This window comes from Mesorhizobium sp. BR1-1-3 (genome assembly GCF_020165455.1).
GTDB classification, from domain to species: domain Bacteria; phylum Pseudomonadota; class Alphaproteobacteria; order Rhizobiales; family Rhizobiaceae; genus Mesorhizobium; species Mesorhizobium ciceri.
In genome coordinates this window covers 494,632-510,670 of record NZ_JAIUIC010000003.1, presented here as the reverse complement: position 1 = coordinate 510,670, position 16,039 = coordinate 494,632, and the positions used below count along the sequence as shown (strand labels likewise).

Sequence of the window (16,039 nt, the reverse complement as noted above, 5' to 3'; positions counted from 1 at the left end):
CTAGCCCCCGTAAACCAGCCCCTGCGGGTCGATCTCCGGCTTGCGGCCGGAAACGAGGTCGGCGAGGAATTTTCCCGAACCGCAGGCCATGGTCCAGCCGACATGGCCGTGGCCGGTGTCGAGATAGAGATTCTTGTAGCGCGCCTGGCCGATGACCGGCACCGAGTTGGGCATCATCGGGCGCAGACCCGCCCAGAACACAGCCCTCTTCTCGTCGAAGGCACCCGGGAAAAGATCCTTGCCGGTGCTGATGATCGTCTTGAAATCGGCGGGCTTGAAAGTGCGGTCGAAGCCGGTGAATTCGGCCGTCGAGGACATCCGCAAGCGGTTGCCCAGCCTTGAATAGCCGATCAGCCGGTCCTCGTCGGCGCCGCCCATGGTCGGTCCCTTGCTTTCGTCCTCCAGGGGAATCGTCGCGGTATAGCCTTTTACCGGATAGACAGGCAGGTCGATGCCGTAACGGCGCCCGAGCAGGCCGCTTTCCGGCCCCATCGAGATGACAACCGCATCGCCGGCGACCGGGCCGGCCGAAGTCATCACCGCGCGCACCCGGTCGCCCTCGATGTCGAGGCCTTCGACTGTCGTGCCGAACAGGAATTCGACGCCGAGCTTCTCGGCCGCATAGGCGGCCAGCCTGTCGACAAACTGCTTGGAATCTCCGGTCTGGTCGGTTGGCGAATAGACGCCGCCGGCAATCTTGTCCTTGACGCCGGCAAGGCCCGGTTCCAGCTCGACCAGCCGGTCGCGGCCGACGATTTCGATCGGCAGGCCGTGCTTGGCAAGATAACGGTAATTGTCGGTGCCGGTGTCGAGGCTCTTTTGCGAGCGGAAGAAATAGAGAATGCCCTTCTTGCGCTCGTCGTAATGGATGCCGGTCGCTTCCGAAAGCGCATTGATGCAGTCGCGCGAATAGAGCGCGAGCCTGAGCTTGATGTCGGTGTTGGCGCGCAGGCGCGCCACCGTGCACTGGCGCAGGAAACGCAGGCTCCAGGCGAGGAAATAGGGATCGAGGCGCAGCCTGACCTTGATGCCGAGATCATGGTTGTAGAGCCCGCGCAGGAAAGTCTTCAAAGCCGCCGGCGAGGCCCAGGCGGTGGCGTCACCCGGTGACACCAGGCCGGCATTGGACTGGCTGGTGCCTTGTGCCGCCGCCGGATGGCGCTCGATAACCGTCACCTCATGGCCGTCGCTGGCCAGATAATAGGCGGCCGCCGTACCGACGACACCGGCCCCGAGCACCGTTATTTTCATGCCATTCCCCCAAGATCTCCTCGCGGCGCCGCGCCTCCGCGCCTTGCCGCGAACGCCTTCAATAGCGCTTCGCTGCCCGCCTTGCGAGCCCTTGGGAGAACCCGGCTCAGCCGCGCGCGGAGTTCTTGCCGGTCAGGATGCGCTCCCAGGCGAGCGCGTCGGCGACGATCTGGTCGAGATCGTCGCGTTGCGGGGTCCAGCCGAGCTCGGCGCGGGCGAGATCCGAATTGGCAACCACCGCCGCGGCATCGCCAGGGCGGCGATCACCCATCTTCACCTCGAAATCATGGCCAAAGGCGCGGCGCACGCTGTCGATGACCTCGAGCACCGAATAGCCATGGCTGTAGCCGCAATTGGCGACGAGGCTCTGTCCCCCGGCGCGCAGCCGCTGCAAAGCCAGGCGATGCGCCGCCGCCAGGTCGCTGACATGGATGTAGTCGCGCATGCAGGTGCCGTCCGGCGTCGGATAATCGGTGCCGAACACCTGCATGAACGGCCGCTTGCCGAGTGCCGTCTCGCATGCGACCTTGATCAGATGGGTTGCGCCCGGTGTCGACTGGCCGGTGCGGCCCTTCGGGTCGGCGCCGGCGACGTTGAAGTAGCGCAGCGCGGTATAGCGCAGGCCATGCGCGATCGACGCGTCGCGCAGCATCCACTCACTCATCAGCTTGGACAGGCCATAGGGCGATTCCGGCGCCAGGCGGGCGTCCTCGCGCACCGGCTCCAGCCCGGCGCCGCCATAGACGGCGGCGGTCGAGGAAAAGATGAAATTGGGCACGCCTTCGCGCACCGCGGTTTCGATCAGCGTGCGCGTCTTCGAGGTGTTGTTCTCATAATAGCTGAGCGGGTCGGCGACCGATTCCGGAACCACGATCGAGCCGGCGAAATGAATGATCGCGTCGACCTTGTTCTCCCTGATGACCGCGCCGACCAATTCCTTGTCGGCGACATCGCCGACGACCAGCTTGGCCTCCGGCGCCACCGCCCATTCGAAACCGGTGGAAAGACGGTCGAGAACGACCACGCTTTCGCCGGCATCCAGCAGCTCCCAGACCATATGGCTGCCGATGTAACCGGCGCCGCCTGTCACCAAAACTGTCATCCGCGTCCTCGCTTATCCAAGATTTATCGGAAACTGTCTCAACCCCGCTCTACTGGAAAGCCCGCCGCATGGCCATTGGAACCCCTGGTAACCGGCATTGCCGGCCAGTGGCATTGTCCTGAAACAAAGTTCATCCACATCAAGGGAATAGGCCACGATCCGCGGTCGTTAGGAACAGGTCCGGGGCGTGGCATTTTGACCAAAAAGGCCAGGTGGACGACCAACAGGCCAATGATTATGATCCCGCGCAAAAATTGGGAAGGCGACATGAACTATCAGCGGTTTTTCGAGGAAGCGATCGACCAGCTCCATGCCGAGCGTCGCTACCGCGTTTTCGCCGACCTCGAGCGGATCGCGGGCAAGTTCCCGCGCGCCATCTGGCGTTCCAATGGCCGTGCCGAGGAAATCACCGTCTGGTGCTCCAACGACTATCTCGGCATGGGCCAGCATCCCGACGTCATCGCCGCGTTCCAGAATACCGCTGGCAAGATGGGTTCGGGCGCCGGCGGCACCCGCAACATTTCCGGCACCTCGAACCCGTTGGTCGAGCTCGAGGTGGAGCTTGCCGACCTGCACGACAAGGAAGCGGCACTGGTCTTCACCTCCGGTTTCGTCTCCAACGAAGCCTCGATCTCGACCATCGCGAAGCTTTTGCCCAACTGCCTGATCATCTCGGACGAATTGAACCACGCCTCGATGATCGAAGGCGTGCGGCGTTCCGGCGCCGAAAAGAAGATCTTCCGCCACAATGACGTGGCGCATCTGGAAAGCCTTTTGCAGGCGGCGGGGCGCGAACGCGCCAAGCTGATCGTCTTCGAAAGCGTCTATTCGATGGATGGCGACATCGCGCCGATCAAAGAGATCGTCGAGCTCGCCGAGCGCTACAACGCCATGACCTATATCGACGAGGTTCATGCCGTCGGCATGTACGGGCCGCGCGGCGGCGGCATCACCGAGCGCGAAGGCCTGGCCGACCGCATCGACATCATCGAAGGCACGCTGGCCAAGGCATTCGGCACGCTGGGCGGCTACATCACCGGCACCAGCGCTGTGATCGACGCCGTGCGCTCCTATGCGCCGGGCTTCATCTTCACCACGGCACTGCCGCCGGCGATCGCTGCCGCCGCGACCGCGTCGATCCGCCATCTCAAGCGCTCGCAGGCCGAGCGCGACGCCCAGCAGCAGCAGGCCGCGAGAACCAAACACATCCTGTCGGCCGCCGGCCTGCCGGTGATGGATTCGCCGACGCACATCGTGCCGCTGCTGGTCGGCGATCCCGAGGCCTGCAAGATGGCCAGCGACCGCCTGCTCGGCGTGCACGGCATCTACATCCAGCCGATCAACTACCCGACCGTGCCGCGCGGCACCGAGCGGCTGCGCATCACGCCAACGCCGTTCCATTCCGATGCGCTGATCGCCGAATTGCAGGATGCGCTGGTCGAGACCTGGGATGCGCTCGGCATCCCCTATGGTTCGGCAGGTCGGCCTTCGGTGGCCAAGAGCGACCGCATCATTCCCCTGCTGGTGCCCAAGTCAGGCGGCTGATGCCGTTTGGAACTCTACTCCGGCCGCCATCTGGCTCGCCGGAGCGATTTCAATTCGGGCTTCGTCAGCGGCTCAGGCGCTCTTCATCCACTTCGCCAGCCGGTGTGCCGCTTCCTCGATCTGGTCGAGACGGCGGTGGAAGCACAGCCGCAAAAACGCCTCGCCGCCGGGGCCGAAAGCGGTGCCTGGCGCCAGGCCGACATTGGCCTTGTCAACGATGTCGAAGGCAGCGGTGCGTGAATCGGTGATGCCCTCGACGGTGAAAAACAGATAGAACGCGCCCTGCGGCACCGTAAACCCAGCGCGGCCGGTGGCGCCGAGGATGCCGCAGACAAGGTCGCGCGCCTTGCGCGCCCGCTCCACCTGTTCGGCAACGAAGGCGTCGCCCTCGTCAAGGGCGGCGACCGCACCGCGCTGCATGAACTGGGCGACGCCGGAGCTCGAATACTGGATCAGGTTCTCGAACACCTGCTGCAAGCTCGGATGCGTCTTGATCCAGCCGACGCGCCAGCCGGTCATCGCCCAGTTCTTGGAAAAGGAGTTGACGTACAGGATACGGTCTTCCGCCGACGCTATGTCGAGGAAGGACGGCGCGCGGCCGTGGCCATAGTGGAACAGTGAATAGATCTCGTCGGCGATGATCCAGAGGTTTTTCGCGCGCGCCAGAGCGAGGATCGCCTGCAAGGTCTCGTGATCGGCGGTCCAGCCGGTCGGATTCGACGGCGTGTTGATGAACAGCGCCTTTGTGCGCGGCGTGATCGAAGCGGCGATCTTCTCGACGTCGCAGGACCAGCCATTGCCGGAATGATCGAGCGTGACCGCGACTGGAACGGCTCCCGCTATCCCTGCTGCGGCATCGAAATTCGGCCAGGCCGGCGACAGGTAGACCACCTCGTCGCCGGCGCCGGCGAGCGCGTCGAGCGCCAGCTGGATGGCATGCATGCCGGAGCCGGTGACGATGAATTCTTCCTCCGGGAAATTCTTGCCGAAATGCCTGGCATAGTAGCGGGAGAGTGCCTGCCTGAGATCGGGGATGCCCCGTTGCCAGGTGTAGAATGTCTCGCCGCCGGCCAGCGCCTTCGACGCGGCATCGGTGATGAAGGCTGGCGTCGGCAGGTCGCCCTCGCCGGCCCAGAGCGGAATCATGCCGTCGCGCAGGCGGCCGTAATTGACGACGGCGACAATGCCACTTTCGGGTGCCGCACGGGCCTCGGTGCGCAAGCTGTCGATCAGGGTCATGGGCGGATCCGTTTTTGGTCTGCGGTTTTCGTCAGCGGTCCTTATCAGATGCGAAAACAGAAAACCCCGGCCGCCAACGACCGGGGTTTTGGTCCAGCAAATGCTGCCCGTGGTCAGCGCCTGGCGAGCAGATCGCGAATTTCGGTCAGCAGCGCGACGTCGGCGGGCGGCGGAGCCGCCGGTGCAGCGGGCTTCTCGCGCTCAAGCCGCTTGCGCATGTTGTTCACCGCCTTGACCATCAGGAAAATGATGAAAGCGAGGATGAGGAAGTTCAACGCGACAGTGATGAAGCTGCCGTAGGCAAAGACCGCGCCTTGCTTCTTGGCGTCGGCCAGCGAGGTGGCGTTGACGGCCGAGGAGAGGCCAAGGAAATAATTGTTGAAGTCCAAGCCGCCGAAAATCGCGCCGACGATCGGCATGATGATATCGTTAACAAGGGAATCGACGATCTTGCCGAAGGCCGCGCCGATGATGACGCCGACCGCAAGGTCCATCACATTGCCCTTGGAAATAAATTCCTGGAATTCTTTCAGCATTCGACCCTCCTTGTCGTGACTGGCCGAGCTGCCGTTTCCGTCCTTGCGGCATCGACCTGAGGCAACATAACAAAAACCTCCTGACGCAACATGGGTAAAAGGGAGAAAACAACCGCTTTCTCCTTACCTTACGGCACTTTGGGCGGCAGCTCTGCCGAATTTGACGCGTTGCGTACAAGGGCGTGAAATTTCATATCCCCGCGATGCAAATCGACACAGATGCCGCCGAATCACTGCAAAACGACCACGCTGGACCAGATTGCCGCCGAGCACGGCATGGGCCCCTGGTTGTTGACGCGAGCGATCAATCGCTCTTTGCAAGGTTTCCCGCATTGACGGCACGGCAAAGCCAGCATTGAATTTCTGGAAATTATAGGCGTTTTCGCCTATAATGTTCTCATGAACATGCTCGAAACCATCAGCATTGATGTTTATCCGTGGGCGGCTCCAACAAAGGAGCAGCGCGCTTGGTTTGACGCGCTTTCGCCCGACGAGAAGCGGAAAGCGATTCAGGCGGCGATCAACGAAGGTTTTGAGAGCCCGGTCAGCGAAAAGTCGATCGACGACATTATTCGGGAAGCGCGTGCCGAACTCCCGCATGCGCCATAGGATAACGCATCGCGCCGAACGCGATCTGAAAGACATTTACCGACACACCTTCGAAAACTTCGGCCACACTCAGGCCGAAAAGTAACTGCGCGAACTCGACGCGGTGTTTGAGTTGCTCGGCGACTATCCGAGTATGGGCCGGCTCTATGAAGGCAGGACCCATCAGTTCGTCCACGGCAAGCACATCATCCTCTATCGCATGGGTTTGGAGGAGGTCGTCATTGGCCGTATTTTCCACGGCGCTCAGCGGCGATCTTCACCATAACGACACCGACGCGCCGCCCTGATAGCCGTCCTGCACAGCTCTGCAATGGACTCGGACGCCAAGCTGTGGTTGCGTCCGGGCAAGCCGGATAGAAAGACGGCAGAGGAGGAAAGTCCAAGCGTGCAGGGCTTGTTCATCGTCATCATCGCGGTCGCCTATGTGACGCTGCTGTTTGCCATCGCCAGCCTCGGCGACCGCCGCTCGGCCATCTCCGAGCCGAGCCGGGGGCGGCCTTTCATCTATGCGCTCAGCCTCGCGATCTACTGCACATCCTGGACTTTCTTCGGCTCGGTCGGTCTCTCTTCCGAACGCGGCCTCGAATTCCTCGGCATCTATACGGGCCCGGTGCTCGTCTTCGTCTTCGGCTTCCCGCTGCTCAACCGTATCGTGCGGCTGGCCAAGACCGAGAAGATCACCTCGATCGCTGATTTCCTCGGCGCACGCTACGGCAAGAGTTTCACCGTCGCGGCGATCGCCACGCTGATCGCCACCATCGGCGCGGTGCCCTATATCGCGCTGCAGTTGAAGGCGATATCCGGTTCGGTCAGCCTGATGGTCGAGCACTATACGGGATCGCCGCCTTCGTTCGATCCCTTCGTCAGCGACATCTCGCTGGTCGTCGCCATGCTGTTGGCGCTGTTCGCGGTGCTGTTTGGAACCCGTCACGCCGACGCCACCGAACACCAGGACGGGCTGGTGCTGGCGGTGGCGGTCGAAACCGTCGTCAAGCTCGCCGCCTTCCTGGCGATCGGCCTGATGGTCACCTTCCTGATCTTCGGCGGCCCAGGCGACATGTTCGACAAGCTCGCCGAGAACGCGCAGGTCCGGCAGGCGATGAGCTACAACACCTCGCTCGCCACCTGGCTGGTGCTGACGTGCCTCAGCGGCTTTGCCATCATCATGCTGCCGCGGCAGTTCTACGTCACCATCGTCGAAAACCGCGGCGAGGCCGAACTGCGCACCGCGACATGGGTGTTCCCGCTCTACCTCGTGGCGATCAACCTGTTCGTGCTGCCGATCGCCTTCGCCGGCCTGTCGCTGGTCGGCGCCGGAACCAGCAGCGATCTCTATGTGCTGTCGCTGCCCCTGTTCAGCGGCCATGATGTGCTGGCGATGGCGGCTTTCATCGGGGGCCTGTCGGCGGCGACGGCGATGGTGATCGTCGAAAGCGTGGCGCTGTCGATCATGATCTCCAACGATCTCGTCATTCCGCTGTTCGTGCGCCGCCTGCTCAAGACCTCGACCTCCGAGACCGAGGATTGGTCGACGCTGATCCTCAATGTGCGGCGCGGGGCGATCTTCATCCTGTTGTTCATCGCCTTCCTCTACTACCGCGAGAGCACCAACAGCGCGCGCCTGTCGTCGATCGGCCTGATGTCGTTCGCGGCCATCGCCCAGTTCGCCCCCGCCCTGATCGGCGGGCTGATCTGGCGCGGCGCCAACGGCCGGGGTGCGGCACTCGGCATGGTCGCCGGCATCCTCGTCTGGGGCTACACACTGCTCCTGCCGTCGCTTGCCGCGGCCGATACCGGCATCATCGTGCACGGGCTGTTCGGCTTCGAGGCGCTGCGGCCGCAGGCCCTGTTCGGCACCGTCGCCGAACCGCTGAACCACGGCGTGTTATGGAGCCTGTCGATCAATGCGGTGTTTTTCGTGCTCGGCTCGCTGTCGCGCGCGTCGGTGCCGCTGGAACGCATCCAGGCGTCGATCTTCGTGCCGCGCGATGCCGGCCCGATGCCCAGCCTGCGCCGTTTCCGCACCGCCATCACCGTCAACGACCTGAAGGACACGATCGGGCGCTATCTCGGCGTCGAGCGCACCGAGCGCTCCTTCCAGTCGTTCGAAAAGACCAACGGAGCCTCGCTGCACGGCAACGAGCAGGCGAGCATGGACGTCATCCGCTTTTCCGAGCAGCTGCTGGCCAGCGCCGTCGGCTCCTCCTCGGCACGGCTGATCCTGTCGCTGCTGTTTCGGCGCCACGACCGCGAATCCCGAGATGCCTTCCGCTTGCTCGACGACGCCACCGAGGCGCTGCAGCACAACCGCGACCTCTTGCAGATCGCGCTCGACCAGATGGAACAGGGCATCACCGTCTTCGATCGCGATTTCCGCCTGATCTGCTGGAACCGCCAGTACCGGGCACTGTTCGACCTGCCCGACGAGATGGGCCAGGTCGGCGTCTCGCTCGACCGCATCCTGCGCCATCTCGCCGAGCGCGGCGACATCCCTGCCGATCAGCGTGTGGCCATGCTCAACCGGCTGACCAGCTTCGTCAGCCCATGGCAGATGGAGCTGAAAACCTCGGGCCGCATCCTGGAACTGCGTTCCAACCCGATGCCGGACGGCGGCATCGTCGCCACCTATGCCGACATTTCCGGTCGCGTCGAGCAGGATTTGGCACTGAAGCGTGCCAATGAATCGCTGGAGCAGCGCGTCAAGACGCGCACCATCGAGCTGACCCGGGTCAATGAGGAACTGGCGCAGGCACAGATGCTGGCCGAGGAGGCCAATCTCGGCAAGACGCGCTTCCTCGCCGCCGCCGGCCACGACATCCTGCAGCCGCTGAACGCCGCCCGGCTCTATTGCTCCTCGCTGATCGAGAAGGCCGGCAAGGGGCCTGCCGGCAAGGCGGCCGTGAACATCGAATCCTCGCTGGAATCCGTCGAGACCATTCTCGGCGCCGTGCTCGACATCTCCCGCCTCGATGCCGGCGCGATGAAGCCGGATGACACCGCCTTCAACCTCGACGGATTGCTGCGCCAGATCGGCAACGACTTCCGGCCGCTGGCCGCCGAAAAGAAGCTCGAGCTGACCATCATGCCGTCATCGCTGACGGTGACGACGGACCGCAATTTGCTGCGCCGCCTGATCCAGAATCTCGTCTCCAACGCCATCAAATACACGCGCCGCGGCCGCGTGCTGGTTGGCGTCAGGCGGCGCGGCGAATTGGCCGAGATCCAGGTGATCGACACCGGCATCGGCATCGCCGGCGACAAGCTGAACACCGTCTTTCGCGAATTCACCCGGCTCGACGAGGGCGCGCGCGAGGCCGAGGGCCTCGGTCTCGGCCTCTCCATCGTCGACCGCATCGCCCGGGTGTTGCGCCTGGAGATCCGCATCTTTTCCAGTCCGGGCAAGGGCACGCGATTCTCCGTTATCCTGCCCGTCGCGGCCGTGCAGGCACGACGCGAGATCGAAGCCAGGGCTCCCGCCCGCGCGACAGCCTCGCTGGCCGGTCTGCACGTGCTGTGCATCGACAACGACGCCCGCATCCTCGAAGGCATGCGGCTCCTGCTCGAAGGCTGGGGTTGCAACGTCGACACCGCGTCCGGTTCAAAGGATCTGGAGACCGCGAAGATACATCGCCCGGACATCGTCCTTGCCGACTACCATCTCGACGGCGAAACCGGCCTCGAACTCGTCGTCAGGCTGCGTGCGATCCATGGCGACACCCTGCCGGCCGTGCTGGTCACCGCCGACCGCTCCAACGAGGTGCGCACGACCGCCGGCGGGCTCGAGATTGCGGTGATCAACAAACCGCTCAAACCAGCGGTACTGCGCTCGATGATGGCCAGGGTCAGGCCGCTGGCGCCGGCGGCGGAATAGGGGTCTAACCCGCCGGCTGCAGCGGGTCGCTGCCGATCTTGGACAGCAGGATCACCGCCTGGGTGCGGCTGTCGACGCCGAGCTTCTGCAGGATGGCGGAGACATGCGCCTTGATGGTGGCCTCGGAGACGCCGAGTTCATAGGCGATCTGCTTGTTGAGCAGGCCCTCGGCCAGCATGCCGAGCACCCGGGTCTGCTGCGGCGTCAACGCCTGCAGCCGCTTGATCAGGTCGGATATTTCAGGGTCGCGCTCGATGCCGAGATCGACGCCGACGGGTGCTGCAATATCGCCGGCAAGCACCGATTGCACGGCGCTGCGGATTTCTTCCATGCTGGCCGATTTGGAGATGAAGCCGGAAGCGCCGAGGTCGAGCGCCCGCCTGATGGTCGCCGGATCGTCATGCGCCGACACCACGACCAGCGGCACCGCCGGATGGACGCCACGCAGCGAGATCAGGCCGGACAGGCCGCTGGCGCCCGGCATCGACAGGTCGAGCAGCACCAGGTCGACGTCCTCGTTGGCCACGACCAGCGCCTTGGCGCTCTCGAAATCGCCGGCTTCATGGATGGCGGCGACATTGCCGATGCCGGCGAGCGCTTCGCGCAGCGCACCGCGAAACAGCGGGTGATCGTCGGCGATGACGAAAGAATAGCCTGCCGGCAAATGTCCCTCCCCGAATCCCCGATGATTTTTGGCTTTTCGGGTTCAACTGGACGATTATGAGCGGCTGCGCGCTGTTTTCAAGCGGCAAAGCCAGTGCGCCGCCTCCCGTGGTTGAAACGCTCAGGTCTTCTGCGAATTGGGCTGGGCGCCGTTGTCCTTGTCCATATCCCTGACGATGCCCATGAAGCCGCGCAGGAAGCGCTCCATGTAGCCCATCGTCTTGTTGAAATCCTCTTCGCTCGGCAGTTTCGATTCGAGGCGGGCGGAGAGCGAATTCTCGAGCTTGGTGACGCGCTCGTCCATCGCCTTCATCGAGGTCTGCAAGCGGTCGACCTCGTCCTGGAAAGCGGCGCGTTCGTCGGCCGCCATCTTGCAGACGAGCTGGCCGGAGCGTTCGTCGCAGATCGACATGGCGCCGGTCTGGGTGTCCATGCGGATATAGCCGGTGGCCGACTTTTCCAGCCGGTAGCGGTCGGTTTCTTCCGAATAAGCTGAAGCCGCGACCAGCGAAACGAGCGCGGCGGGGATCAAGATGTGCTGCAGACGCATGTTGTCCTCCATGGCAAAGGCCTCAGATATCGCATGTTTGCGCCGGAAATGGGGAAGACCCTTGGCGTGGCCTTTCCCGAATGGCTGGTTCGGAATCTTTTGAAGCAATTCCCAAGGGAAAGCGCTATGCGCTTTTCCCGGGAAAACCGTTTCACACTTTTCCTGGAACTGCTCTATAGCGCAACCATGTCTCAGATTATCTACAAGATAACCCCGCAGGCGCTTTGGCGCGAGGCCGAAACGCATGGCCGCTTCACCGGCGCGCCGATTGATGTCGCAGACGGCTTCATCCACTTCTCCACGGCGGCGCAGGTCAAGGAAACGGCGGCAAAGCACTTTGCCGGCCAGACCGACCTTCTGCTGGTCGCCATCGACGGCGCCAGCCTGGGTGCTGCGCTGAGATACGAGGTCTCGCGCGGCGGTGCGCTGTTTCCGCATCTTTATGGTCCGCTCGGCCTCAAGGCTGTGCTGTGGGTCCGGCCACTGCCGCTTGGCTCCGATGGTGTGCACCAGTTCCCGGCACTGGAGGGGCAATGAGCGTGCTCGACCGGCTCGGCCAGAAGCTGCTGTTCGCCTTCGATCCGGAAACCGCGCATGGCCTGTCGATCGCGGCCTTGCGATGCGGCGTTCCGGTTGGTGCACCAGCGATCCGCGACCACAGGCTGACGGTCAGCATCTGCGGCCTCGATTTTCCCAATCCGCTCGGCATGGCGGCCGGCTATGACAAGAACGCCGAAGTGCCCGACGCGCTGCTTGGCCTGGGCTTCGGCTTTGCCGAGGTCGGCACGATCACGCCGCTGGCGCAGGCCGGCAATCCGAAGCCGCGCATTTTCCGGCTGACGGCCGACGATGCGGTGATCAACCGATTGGGCTTCAACAATGAAGGCCATGCGGCGGCCGAAAAGCGCCTTGCCGCGCGCAAGGGGCGTGGCGGCATCGTCGGCGTCAACATCGGCGCCAACAAGGACAGCAGCGACCGCATCGGCGACTATGAGCGCGGCGTCGCCCGGTTTGCGCAATACGCCAGCTATCTGACCGTCAACATCTCCTCGCCCAACACGCCGGGCCTGCGCAACATGCAGGCGCGTGAGCAGCTTGGCGAGCTCTTGTCGCGGGTCATGGCAGCGCGCGCCGCGGCAAGCGCCCAGCCGCCGGTGTTCCTGAAGATCGCGCCGGATCTGGTCGAGGCAGAGCTGGAGGACATCGCCGCCGAAGTCACGGAAAAGCGGGTGGACGGCGTCATCGTCTCCAACACCACCATCTCCCGACCGCCACTGCGCAGCGGCGACACCGCGCGCGAGAGCGGGGGGCTCTCCGGCAAGCCGCTGTTCGAGCGTTCGACCATCGTGCTGGCGAAGATGCGCAAACTGCTCGGGCCGGAGCTTGCCATCGTCGGCGTCGGCGGCGTCGATTCCGCCGATACGGCGCTGGACAAGATCCGTGCGGGTGCCGATCTGGTGCAGCTCTACACCGGCATGATCTATGCCGGGCCTTCGCTGCCAGGCCGTATTCTTTCCGGAATGGCCCGTTTCGTCGAAAAAGAACGGCTGAAGTCGATTTGCGAGTTGCGCGACAGCCGCCTCGACTTCTGGGCGTCCAGGCAACTCTGAACTGCTCTCAGGAGCGCAGGTCGCGGCTGACGGCCCGCTCGCAGATGGTGCAACGAACTCGGGTCGACGGGTTCCTTCGGAGCTTTCGCCGGGCGTTGGCTGACGGCGCATCAAACAAAAAACCCGCCAGTGCGGCGGGTCATTGGCGCAAATCAGCACCATGGGCAAAAATCTACCATAGCTGAGGTCACCGAGTCAAGAAAAAATTCCTATCGCGAAGCTGCCGCTCAGTGTCCTGGACGGCGCAGGGCCTTCCGGGGGACACCGTCTAAAACGCCGTCCGCACCCTGAGCCGCAGGATCGTCAGCAGGCTGAAGCCTCGCACCAGCAGGAAGACGTGCAGCGCCGCCCAAAGTCCAGTGTTGCCGAAGGCCGGCGCAAGGGTCAGCAGCGCGGCCGCGAAAACCAGGAACGACAGCAGCATCATGTTGCGCATGTCGCGGGACCAGGTCGCGCCGATGAAGACGCCATCCATCTGGAACGCCAGCACACCGCTCAGCGCCGTGAATGCCGCCCATGGCAGGTAGATGTCGGCCACCGAACGGACGTCCTCCGATGTCGTCACGAGGGCGACCAGATTGGCGCCACCAGACAGCATTACCAGCGTCGCGGCTCCCGCCAGCCCGAAACCCCAGAACAGCGTCAGCCGCACGGCCTGGCGGAACGGTGCGGCGGCACGTGCGCCGACGGCACGGCCCGCCAGCTGTTCGGCGGCGGTGGCAAAGCCATCGAGGAAATAGCCGGCGACGAGGAAGAAATTCATCAGCACGGCGTTGGCGGCCAGCGTCACCGTGCCGAACTGCGCGCCCTGGCGGGTGAACAATGCAAAGGCGGCGAGCAGCGAGAACGAACGGATCATGATGTCGCGGTTGAGCGACAGCATGCGCAGGAAGGCGGTCATGTCGAGCAGGCGATGGCGCGGCAAGGGCGGGGCCGCGCGAAACCGGCGGATCACGACGGCCAGGCCGAGCAGCATGGCCAGGAACTCACCGGTGACGGTCGCCCAGGCAACGCCGGCGACGCCCCAGCCAAGTTCCAGCCCAAGCAGGAAGCACAGCGCGATGTTGATGCCGTTCAGCACCAATTGCAGCACCAGTCCAAGCCCGCCCTCGCCGCGCCCCAGCACGTAGCCGAGGATGGCGTAGTTGATCAGCGAAAAGGGGGCTGCAAGCAGCCTGATCCTGATGTAGACGCCCATCGCCTCGCTGACGCGCGGTTCGGCGCCCATGAATTTTTGCCCGGCGATGGCGACCAGCGGCGCAAGGGCAGCGAGCACGATGCCGGCGATAACCGCGATCAGCACGGCTCGCCAGAACACCGCCTGTTCCTCCAGGGCATCGCCACGCCCAAATGCCTGTGCGACAAGGCCGGTGGTGCCCGAGCGCAGGAAATTGAAAGAGGTGAAGACGACGTCGAAGATCAGTGCGCCGGCAGCCAGGCCGCCGAGCAAGGCGGCATCGCCGAACTGGCCGACGACAGCCGTGTCGACCAGGCCGAGCATCGGCGTCGTCAGATAGGCTAGCGTCATCGGCACCGCGATGGCGAGCACGGAGCGGTTGGTGACGACAAATGATCCGGAGTGAAGCGGCGATCCCGAGAGGATCGGGGATCCGGCGTCTGCTGGGGTTGCACCTTTGTCCAAGGATTCCTGCCTTGCTGATTGCGGCTTGATGGAACCGTCGATGTGCCCCATTTTCCGGCCACCGCGCAATCACCTATCCCGTGACGGCCAACCGAAATCCCGGTCTGGCGTGAGCCAGCCGGATACGAGTTCATGCCTCTGCAGATCGTCCATCATCCCGACTACGACGCCGGCTTCGCCGTCAACCATCGCTTTCCGATGAGCAAATATCCCCTGCTGATGGAGGCGCTGCGGACACGCGGCCTCGCCGGCCCCGAGGCGCTCAGCACCGCCGAACCGGCGCCGGCTTCATGGCTGGAGCTTGCCCATGCGGCGGACTATGTCGACCAGGTCGTCAACTGCCGCGTGCCCGAAAAGATCGAACGCGAGATCGGTTTTCCAATCGGCCCCCGCGTCTCGCTGCGCGCGCAGCTTGCCACCGGCGGCACGGTGCTGGCGGCGCGGCTGGCCTTGCGCCACGGTATCGCCTGCAACACCGCCGGCGGCAGCCACCATGCGCGGCGCGCGCAAGGCGCGGGCTTCTGCACCTTCAACGATGTCGCCGTCGCCGCGTTGGTGCTGCTGGCCGAAGGCGCGGCACGAAACATCCTGGTCGTCGATCTCGACGTGCACCAGGGCGACGGCACGGCGGATATTCTCGCCGATGACCCGCGCGTGTTCACCTTTTCCATGCATGGCGACCGCAACTACCCAGTGCGCAAGATCGCCTCCGACCTCGATGTCGCGCTGCCCGACGGCACGGGTGACGCTGCCTATCTCGAGAGGCTCGCCGCCATCCTGCCGGAGCTGTCCGCACAGGCGCATTGGGACATCGTGTTCTACAATGCCGGCGTCGACGTCCATGCAGATGACCGGCTTGGCAGGCTGTCGCTGTCGGATGACGGCCTGCGCGCCCGTGACGACATGGTCATCAGCCATTTTCGCGCGCAGGGCGTTCCGGTCTGCGGCGTCATCGGCGGTGGCTATTCCACCGATGTGCCCGCTCTTGCCGCGCGCCACGCCATCCTGTTCGAGGTCGCCGCGGGCCACGCCCGATAGTACGATCTTGTCCAAAAACCGGTGCCAAGGTTCGCTGACGCGGACCTGCGGTTCGGGATCATGCTCTACTTCCGGTAGTTGGCAAGCCTGAGCAGGATGAAGGCCGGCACGACGATAGCCGCGCCCAGCAGGATATAACCGAGGAAACGGTCGATGGCATGAAAGCCGAGATTCCACAGGTCCATGAAGAACTTCCGGATGCCGTAGAGCACATCCATCGGCGACCAGCCGAAGGCATTCATGACCAGGCCGACGAGGAAAGACACCACCAGCAGTTTCAGGATCACCTTGAGCGGCGAGTCGCCAAGAAAGCGCGTCAGTGCGGACAAGGCTCGTCTCCCGATTGAGGCACCCAGGCTCGAGGGCGTCGGCCAGACATACGC

15 protein-coding genes are annotated in these 16,039 nt (G+C 63.9%); 7 read left to right on the top strand and 8 right to left on the bottom strand.

Features of this window, described 5'->3' with window-relative positions:
* Positions 1-1,251, bottom strand: coding sequence for a D-amino acid dehydrogenase (locus LB559_RS09745; RefSeq protein ID WP_064995686.1), 1,251 nt, complete (start codon positions 1,249-1,251; stop codon positions 1-3).
* 106 nt (positions 1,252-1,357) lie between these two features.
* On the bottom strand, positions 1,358-2,353 hold the full coding sequence (gene galE / locus LB559_RS09740) for a UDP-glucose 4-epimerase GalE (RefSeq protein WP_064995687.1): 996 nt from the start codon (positions 2,351-2,353) through the stop codon (positions 1,358-1,360).
* A 267-nt stretch (positions 2,354-2,620) separates the two neighbouring features.
* Between galE and hemA the strand changes: the two genes are divergently transcribed.
* Positions 2,621-3,898, top strand: coding sequence for a 5-aminolevulinate synthase (hemA, locus tag LB559_RS09735; RefSeq protein ID WP_024503135.1), 1,278 nt, complete (start codon positions 2,621-2,623; stop codon positions 3,896-3,898).
* Positions 3,899-3,970: 72 nt separating this feature from the next.
* On the opposite strand, the gene LB559_RS09730 is transcribed toward hemA, so the two are convergent.
* Positions 3,971-5,137, bottom strand: coding sequence for a pyridoxal phosphate-dependent aminotransferase (locus LB559_RS09730; protein WP_224673921.1), 1,167 nt, complete (start codon positions 5,135-5,137; stop codon positions 3,971-3,973).
* A gap of 113 nt (positions 5,138-5,250) precedes the next feature.
* Positions 5,251-5,673 carry a large conductance mechanosensitive channel protein MscL gene (mscL, locus tag LB559_RS09725; RefSeq protein WP_013533610.1) on the bottom strand — a complete coding sequence of 141 codons (423 nt, stop codon included), beginning with the start codon at positions 5,671-5,673 and terminating at the stop codon, positions 5,251-5,253.
* A gap of 399 nt (positions 5,674-6,072) precedes the next feature.
* Between mscL and LB559_RS09720 the strand changes: the two genes are divergently transcribed.
* From LB559_RS09720 to LB559_RS09710, 3 genes are all read left to right on the top strand, one after another.
* Positions 6,073-6,282 carry a hypothetical protein gene (locus LB559_RS09720; RefSeq protein WP_024503137.1) on the top strand — a complete coding sequence of 70 codons (210 nt, stop codon included), beginning with the start codon at positions 6,073-6,075 and terminating at the stop codon, positions 6,280-6,282.
* 133 nt (positions 6,283-6,415) lie between these two features.
* Positions 6,416-6,547, top strand: coding sequence for a hypothetical protein (locus LB559_RS33115; protein WP_411970034.1), 132 nt, complete (start codon positions 6,416-6,418; stop codon positions 6,545-6,547).
* A 120-nt stretch (positions 6,548-6,667) separates the two neighbouring features.
* Positions 6,668-10,153, top strand: a complete 3,486-nt coding sequence (locus LB559_RS09710; RefSeq protein WP_224673919.1) for a NahK/ErcS family hybrid sensor histidine kinase/response regulator — start codon at positions 6,668-6,670, stop codon at positions 10,151-10,153.
* A 4-nt stretch (positions 10,154-10,157) separates the two neighbouring features.
* On the opposite strand, the gene LB559_RS09705 is transcribed toward LB559_RS09710, so the two are convergent.
* Positions 10,158-10,817, bottom strand: a complete 660-nt coding sequence (locus tag LB559_RS09705; RefSeq protein WP_224673918.1) for a response regulator transcription factor — start codon at positions 10,815-10,817, stop codon at positions 10,158-10,160.
* Between the two features lie 120 nt (positions 10,818-10,937).
* Positions 10,938-11,366 carry a hypothetical protein gene (locus LB559_RS09700; protein WP_013533615.1) on the bottom strand — a complete coding sequence of 143 codons (429 nt, stop codon included), beginning with the start codon at positions 11,364-11,366 and terminating at the stop codon, positions 10,938-10,940.
* Positions 11,367-11,552: 186 nt separating this feature from the next.
* Here LB559_RS09700 and LB559_RS09695 point away from each other — a divergent pair, with 186 nt between their 5' ends.
* Together LB559_RS09695 and LB559_RS09690 are read left to right on the top strand one after the other, a co-directional pair.
* The gene (locus LB559_RS09695) at positions 11,553-11,903 is read left to right on the top strand and encodes a DUF952 domain-containing protein (protein WP_024503140.1); all 351 of its coding nucleotides are present in this window, start codon (positions 11,553-11,555) and stop codon (positions 11,901-11,903) included.
* On the top strand, positions 11,900-12,976 hold the full coding sequence (locus LB559_RS09690; RefSeq protein ID WP_063170027.1) for a quinone-dependent dihydroorotate dehydrogenase: 1,077 nt from the start codon (positions 11,900-11,902) through the stop codon (positions 12,974-12,976). The genes LB559_RS09695 and LB559_RS09690 overlap by 4 nt, the downstream gene beginning before the upstream one ends.
* 268 nt (positions 12,977-13,244) lie before the next feature.
* On the opposite strand, the gene LB559_RS09685 is transcribed toward LB559_RS09690, so the two are convergent.
* The gene (locus LB559_RS09685; protein ID WP_224673917.1) at positions 13,245-14,618 is read right to left on the bottom strand and encodes an MATE family efflux transporter; all 1,374 of its coding nucleotides are present in this window, start codon (positions 14,616-14,618) and stop codon (positions 13,245-13,247) included.
* Between the two features lie 132 nt (positions 14,619-14,750).
* Between LB559_RS09685 and LB559_RS09680 the strand changes: the two genes are divergently transcribed.
* The gene (locus LB559_RS09680) at positions 14,751-15,656 is read left to right on the top strand and encodes a histone deacetylase (RefSeq protein WP_064995690.1); all 906 of its coding nucleotides are present in this window, start codon (positions 14,751-14,753) and stop codon (positions 15,654-15,656) included.
* A gap of 65 nt (positions 15,657-15,721) precedes the next feature.
* On the opposite strand, the gene LB559_RS09675 is transcribed toward LB559_RS09680, so the two are convergent.
* Complete coding sequence (locus tag LB559_RS09675; protein WP_013533620.1) at positions 15,722-15,985, bottom strand: DUF6460 domain-containing protein; 264 nt, start codon at positions 15,983-15,985, stop codon at positions 15,722-15,724.
* Positions 15,986-16,039: the final 54 nt, after the last annotated feature.